Below are 6,186 nucleotides of genomic sequence, written 5' to 3' on the forward strand. Positions count from 1 at the left end.
GCGAGGCCGGGCTCGACGCCACCGCCATCGCAGCCACCGCCCTGCACGCCCTGGGTGTTGCATCGTCGCAGCAGACGGCCTGATCCGGCAGCGACGACATGGCCAAGCAGCGTGCGGACCAGATGCTGGTCGATCGGGGCATGGTGGAAAGCCGTGCTCGCGCCCAGGCTCTGATTCTGGCCGGGGTCGTCTATACGGGCGACCGGCGCGTGGCCAAGGCCGGCGAGCAATTGCCCGAGGATGCCCCGCTGCTGCTGAAGGGGCAGGATCATCCTTGGGTCTCGCGCGGGGGCGTGAAGCTGGCCCATGCGCTGGAGCATTTCGGCCTGGACCCGGCGGGCGCCGTGGCGCTGGATGTCGGGGCCTCCACCGGCGGTTTTACCGATGTGCTGCTCACGCACGGGGCCGCGAAGGTCTTCGCCGTCGATGTCGGGCATGGACAACTGGCATGGAAGCTGCGCAGTGACCCGCGCGTGGTGGTGCTGGAAAAATGCAATGCCCGCACGCTGGACACCGCGACCATCCCCGACCCGATCGACGTGCTTGTCTGCGATGCCAGCTTCATCGGCCTGCGCACGGTCCTGCCCGCCGGGCTGGCATTGTGCCGGCCGGGTGCATGGGCCGTGGCGCTGATCAAGCCGCAGTTCGAGGCCGGACGCGAGGCCGTGGGCGCCAAGGGCGTGGTGCGCGATCCTGCGGTGCATGATGCGGTCTGCGCCATGATCGAGGAATGGTGGTCCGCCCTGCCCGGCTGGACCGTGCTGGGGGTCGAGCCCAGCCCGATCACCGGCCCCGAGGGCAACCGCGAATTTCTGATCGCGGCGCGGCGCGACGCAGAGTAATTCCCCTTTTTCCGTTGGAATGTGTTAGGCAGCGCGGATTCAGCCCAATTCGTGCCGCGAATACGCGCGGCGCCTGTCCGATGAGTAGCCGTTCATGACCGCCGTTTCCGCTCACGCGCCCCAGCCCCCCGCCGAGACCGGCCTCGCCGCCTCGCTCACCGAGGTCGAGCGCCAGCGTATCCTGGCGAAATCGGCCCTGTTCGCCCCGCCGACCGGCATGTTGCCGGACGGACGGCGCGACCTGGTCGGCCTGTCGCGTGAGGAACTGACCGATGCGCTGGTCGCGATCGGCGAGAAGCCCTTCCGCACCAAGCAGATCTGGCACTGGCTTTATCATCAGGGCGTGACGGATTTCGCGCGGATGAGTTCGATCGCCAAGCCGTTGCAGGCCAAGCTGGCCGAACGCTTCGTCATCGGCCGGCCGGAAGCCACCACGGTCCAGACCTCGAACGACGAGACCCGCAAATTTCTCTTCCGTTTCCGCGACGGGCAGGAGGCCGAGACCGTCTATATCCCCGACCGGCGCGAGGATCGCGGCGCGGTCTGCATCTCGTCGCAGGTCGGGTGCACGCTCTCCTGCACGTTCTGCCACACGGGCACGCAGAAGCTGGTGCGCAATCTGGGCGCGGCCGAAATCGTCGGCCAGTTCATGGCGGCGCGCGACAGCTATGGCGAATGGCCCAGCCCCAGGGGCGAGACCCCGCGCCTGCTCTCGACCATCGTGCTGATGGGCATGGGCGAGCCGCTGTATAATTACGAAAACGTCGCCAAGGCGATGAAGATCGTCATGGATGGCGAGGGCATCGGCCTGTCGCGGCGTCGCATCACGCTCTCCACCTCCGGCGTGGTGCCGATGATGGACCAGTGCGGATCGGAACTGGGGATCAATCTCGCGATCTCGCTCCATGCCGTGCGCAACGACCTGCGCGACGAGATCGTGCCGCTGAACCGCAAATATCCCATCGAGGAACTGATCGCCGCCTGCCGGCGCTACCCCGCCGCCAGCAATGCCCGGCGCATCACGTTTGAATACATCATGCTACGCGGCGTGAATGACAGCGAGGCCGACGCCCGCGAACTGGTGCGGCTGATCGCCGGTATTCCGGCCAAGGTCAACCTGATCCCGTTCAACCCCTGGCCCGGCAGCGACTACCGGCCCTCGACGCGCGAGCAACTGGCCAAATTCGCCCAGATCGTGATGGATGCCGGCTTCGCCTCGCCCATCCGCATGCCGCGCGGGCGCGATATCCTGGCCGCGTGCGGACAATTACGCACCGAAAGCCAACGCGAACGCCGCAGCCTGCCGGCCTGACATCGCGGCAGGGGAGCCCTGCATTTCGGGCGGTTCCCCCGCTGGCACCATCGTCCATCCAATGCTAGGACGCGGGGATCAGGCGCTCTGGCGCCCGCACTCTTTTCACCTTTTTCAGATTCGACGACAGGAGATCCCGTTCCATGGCCGCAAAGGACGTCAAGAAGGTCGTGCTCGCCTATTCGGGTGGTCTCGATACGTCCGTGATTCTGCGCTGGTTGCAGACCACCTATGGCTGCGAGGTCGTGACCTTCACGGCCGACCTGGGCCAGGGCGAGGAACTGGAGCCGGCGCGCAAGAAGGCCGAAATGTTCGGCGTGAAGGAAATCTTCGTCGAGGATCTGCGCGAGACCTTCGTGAAGGACTTCGTCTTTCCGATGTTCCGCGCCAACACGCTGTACGAGGGCCAGTATCTGCTGGGCACTTCGATCGCCCGCCCGTTGATCGCCCAGCGCCAGATCGAGATCGCCGAAGCGGTCGGGGCCGACGCCGTCGCCCATGGCGCGACCGGCAAGGGCAACGATCAGGTACGTTTCGAACTGGCCTATTACGCGCTGAAGCCCGACGTGACGGTGATCGCGCCGTGGCGGGAGTGGGACCTGACCTCGCGCACCCGCCTGCTGGCCTTCGCCGAGGAACATCAGATTCCCATCGCCAAGGACAAGCGCGGCGAAGCGCCGTTCTCGGTCGATGCGAACCTCCTGCATTCGTCCTCCGAAGGCAAGCTGCTGGAAGACCCGGCCGTGGGACCGGACGAGATCGTGTTCCAGCGCACCATTTCGCCCGAGGCCGCGCCGGATGTGGCGACCGAGATCGCGATCGATTTCGTCTCCGGCGATCCGGTGGCGCTGAATGGGGTGACCCTGTCCCCGGCCACGCTGCTGACGCGGCTGAACGAACTGGGCAAGGCCAACGGCATCGGCCGGCTGGACCTGGTGGAGAACCGCTTCGTCGGCATGAAGTCGCGCGGCATCTACGAGACGCCGGGCGGCACCATCCTGCTGGCGGCGCATCGCAGCATGGAATCCATCACGCTGGACCGCGAGGCCGGGCACCTGAAGGACAGCCTGATGCCCCGCTATGCCGAAATCATCTATAACGGCTTCTGGTTCTCGCCCGAGCGCCGGATGCTTCAGGCCCTGATCGACGAGAGCCAGCATTCGGTGACCGGGCGCGTGCGGCTGAAGCTCTACAAGGGCAACGTGATCTGCGTCGGCCGCGAAAGCCCCAACAGCCTGTACGACACCCGCGTCGTGACCTTCGAGGATGACGAGGGTGCCTACAACCAGGCCGATGCCCAGGGCTTCATCAAGCTGAACGCGCTCCGCCTGCGCCTGGGGGCGCAGATCGGCCGCCGGGGCGGCGCGCTGTAAGCGCGGCGTCCCTTTCCTGCCTTTTCATTTCCGCCAAACCGAGGTGTCATGAAACGTCTGTCCCGCGTCACTTCCCTCCTTCTGGCTTCCGCGACGGCCCTGTCGCTGGCGGCGTGCGGCGCACGCCCCGAGGAATCCAAGCCGGACATGACGCCCGAGCAGTTCATGGCCAAGATCCGCGCCGAGCCGGGCGTGAAGAGCCTGCCCGACGGACTGGCCTACAAGGTGCTGGAGAGCGGTCCCAAGGACGGGCAGAGCCCCGCGGTCGGCGACGGCATGATGGTGATCTACGAAGGTCGCCTGCCCGAGGGCGGAATCTTCGACAGTTCCGATCAGCACGGCAAGGGGGCCTATATGCAGATGCCGCTGGACGGCGTCATCAAAGGCTGGATGGAAGCCCTGCCGATGATGCATGTGGGCGATACCTGGATGCTCTATGTGCCGCCCGAATTGGGCTACGGCCATCGTGCGATGGGCATCATCCCTGCCGACAGCCCGCTGATCTTCAAGATCCAGCTTCTGGGCGTCTCGAAACAGTAAGCGCAGGAGCCGCGCCAGTGCGCATGATACGGCGGGAACGTCCCCTCGCCCCATTCGTCGCGGGTCTTCTGGGCCTGCTGGCGTTGGCGGGGTGTTCGTCGCGCCATAATCTCGGCCAGGCGCGCTATCGGACCAATTGCGGAATCTGCCATCATGGCGGTGAAGGCATGCTGGGGGAAATTCCGCCTTTGACCGGGCGGATCGACCGGATCGCCCGTACGCCGGAGGGACGGCATTATCTGGTCGATGTGCTGCTGAACGGCCTGAACGGGCCGCTGCTCGCCAATGGCGGACGCTATAATTTCTCCATGCCGTCCTTCCGTCGTCTTTCCGATACCGAGATCGCGGCGATCCTGACCTATCTCTCCGCCAGTGGCGGGCAGGCAGATCCGCCCGCCTTCGCCGCCAGCGATGTCGCGGCGCAGCGTGCGCAGTCCCTCGGGCCGTCCCGCGTGGCGGACGAACGGCGGGCGCTGGACCATATCCACCCATTGCCCTGAAACCCGGATGTCGTGATCGACGACCGGCTTGACCGGAGCGGGTCCGACGCCTGAAAAGAACCTTCATGCAACGCATATTCTCCGGCATTCAGCCGACCGGTATTCCGCAGTTGGGCAATTATCTGGGCGCGATCCGCAACTGGGTCGGCTTGCAGGCCGATCACGAGTGCATCTTCTGCCTCGTGGACCTGCATGCCATCACGGTGTGGCAGGACCCGGAGGTCCTGCGCCAGCAGACGCTGGCCCAGACCGCCGTGCTGCTGGCCGCCGGCATCGACCCGAAGGCCCATATCCTGTTCAATCAGTCCGCCGTCAGCGCCCATGCGCGGCTGGGCTGGATCTTCGATTGCGTATCACGCCTCGGCTGGCTCAACCGCATGACCCAGTTCAAGGACAAGGCCGGCAAGGACCGCGAGAACCACTCGGCCGGCCTCTATGTCTATCCCAACCTGATGGCCGCCGACATTCTGGCCTACAAGGCGACGCGGGTGCCAGTCGGTGACGACCAGCGCCAGCATCTGGAACTCGCCAACGACATCGCGCAGAAATTCAACCATGATTACGGTGTGGATTTCTTCCCGGCGATCGAACCGCTGATCCCGCCCGCCGCCGCACGGATCATGAGCCTGCGCGACGGGACGAAGAAGATGTCCAAATCCGATCCGTCGGCCCAAAGCCGGATCGAGATGACCGACGATGCCGACGCGATCGCGCTGAAGATCCGTCGCGCCAAGACCGATCCCGAGCCCCTGCCCTCCGAGCCGGCCGGCTTGCAGGACCGGCCCGAAGCCCGCAATCTGGTCGATATCTACGCGGCCCTCGCCGGCATCACGGCGGCCGACGTGCTGGCGCGCCATGGCGGCAAGGGCTTCGGCCCGTTCAAGACGGCGCTGACCGAAGTGCTGGTGCAGAACATCGTGCCGATTGCCGACGAGACCCGGCGCCTGCTGGAAGCACCGGACCATCTGCGCGCGGTGCTGCGCGACGGGGCCGCGCGGGCGGCGCAGATCGCCGAGCCGATCGTCAGCGAGGCCGAGCGTCTCGTGGGCTTTCTGAAATAGGAACACGCTACCATGCGCCAGGCCCTGCATCGCGTCGACATCCCGACCCGTGGCAAGGGGCTGGTAATGTTTACCGATACGGTGCGGCAATGGGTGGCGGAGACCGGGATCGAGACCGGCCTGCTGACGATCTGGTGCCAGCATACGTCGGCATCGCTGACGGTGCAGGAAAACGCCGACCCGACGGTACGCGAGGATATCAGGCGCTTCTTCGAGGCGCTCGTCCCCGAGGCGCCGGGCCGTTACATCCATGACGATGAAGGCCCGGATGACATGCCCGCCCACCTGCGGAGCATGCTGACCCAGACCCAGCTTTCAATTCCGGTTGCCGATGGGCAACCGGTGTTGGGCCTGTGGCAGGGGCTCTATCTGTTCGAGCACCGCCGCCAGCCCCATCGCCGGCGGATTGTCCTGCACCTGATCGGCGAATAGAGGCTGGTTGCACAGTGCCGCTACCGGGCCGCCCTTGGCCCGGTTGCGGGAGGTTTGGGTCAGCCGCGCGGGCTCCCCACCCCCGCACGCGGAACCGCCCGGGGCCATTGTCCTGCGCGTCGGGCG

7 protein-coding genes are annotated in these 6,186 nt (G+C 66.1%); all 7 read left to right on the forward strand.

Features of this window, described 5'->3' with window-relative positions; all coding sequences use genetic code 11:
* Nucleotides 1–98 precede the first annotated feature (98 nt).
* Complete coding sequence (locus tag ABF821_RS19290; RefSeq protein ID WP_182973073.1) at nucleotides 99–842, forward strand: TlyA family RNA methyltransferase; 744 nt, start codon at nucleotides 99–101, stop codon at nucleotides 840–842.
* A gap of 94 nt (nucleotides 843–936) precedes the next feature.
* Nucleotides 937–2,154 (forward strand): 23S rRNA (adenine(2503)-C(2))-methyltransferase RlmN, encoded by a 1,218-nt coding sequence (gene rlmN / locus ABF821_RS19295; RefSeq protein ID WP_114727038.1) that lies wholly within the window; start codon nucleotides 937–939, stop codon nucleotides 2,152–2,154.
* 143 nt (nucleotides 2,155–2,297) lie between these two features.
* Nucleotides 2,298–3,527, forward strand: coding sequence for an argininosuccinate synthase (locus ABF821_RS19300; RefSeq protein WP_114727037.1), 1,230 nt, complete (start codon nucleotides 2,298–2,300; stop codon nucleotides 3,525–3,527).
* A gap of 48 nt (nucleotides 3,528–3,575) precedes the next feature.
* The gene (locus ABF821_RS19305) at nucleotides 3,576–4,067 is read left to right on the forward strand and encodes an FKBP-type peptidyl-prolyl cis-trans isomerase (protein WP_182973072.1); all 492 of its coding nucleotides are present in this window, start codon (nucleotides 3,576–3,578) and stop codon (nucleotides 4,065–4,067) included.
* 23 nt (nucleotides 4,068–4,090) lie between these two features.
* Nucleotides 4,091–4,567 (forward strand): c-type cytochrome, encoded by a 477-nt coding sequence (locus ABF821_RS19310; RefSeq protein WP_182973103.1) that lies wholly within the window; start codon nucleotides 4,091–4,093, stop codon nucleotides 4,565–4,567.
* A 65-nt stretch (nucleotides 4,568–4,632) separates the two neighbouring features.
* The gene (trpS, locus tag ABF821_RS19315) at nucleotides 4,633–5,628 is read left to right on the forward strand and encodes a tryptophan--tRNA ligase (protein ID WP_182973071.1); all 996 of its coding nucleotides are present in this window, start codon (nucleotides 4,633–4,635) and stop codon (nucleotides 5,626–5,628) included.
* 12 nt (nucleotides 5,629–5,640) lie between these two features.
* Nucleotides 5,641–6,060, forward strand: a complete 420-nt coding sequence (locus ABF821_RS19320; RefSeq protein ID WP_182973070.1) for a secondary thiamine-phosphate synthase enzyme YjbQ — start codon at nucleotides 5,641–5,643, stop codon at nucleotides 6,058–6,060.
* Nucleotides 6,061–6,186: the final 126 nt, after the last annotated feature.

This window comes from Gluconacetobacter sp., assembly GCF_047721585.1.
GTDB classification, from domain to species: Bacteria; Pseudomonadota; Alphaproteobacteria; order Acetobacterales; family Acetobacteraceae; genus Gluconacetobacter; species Gluconacetobacter dulcium.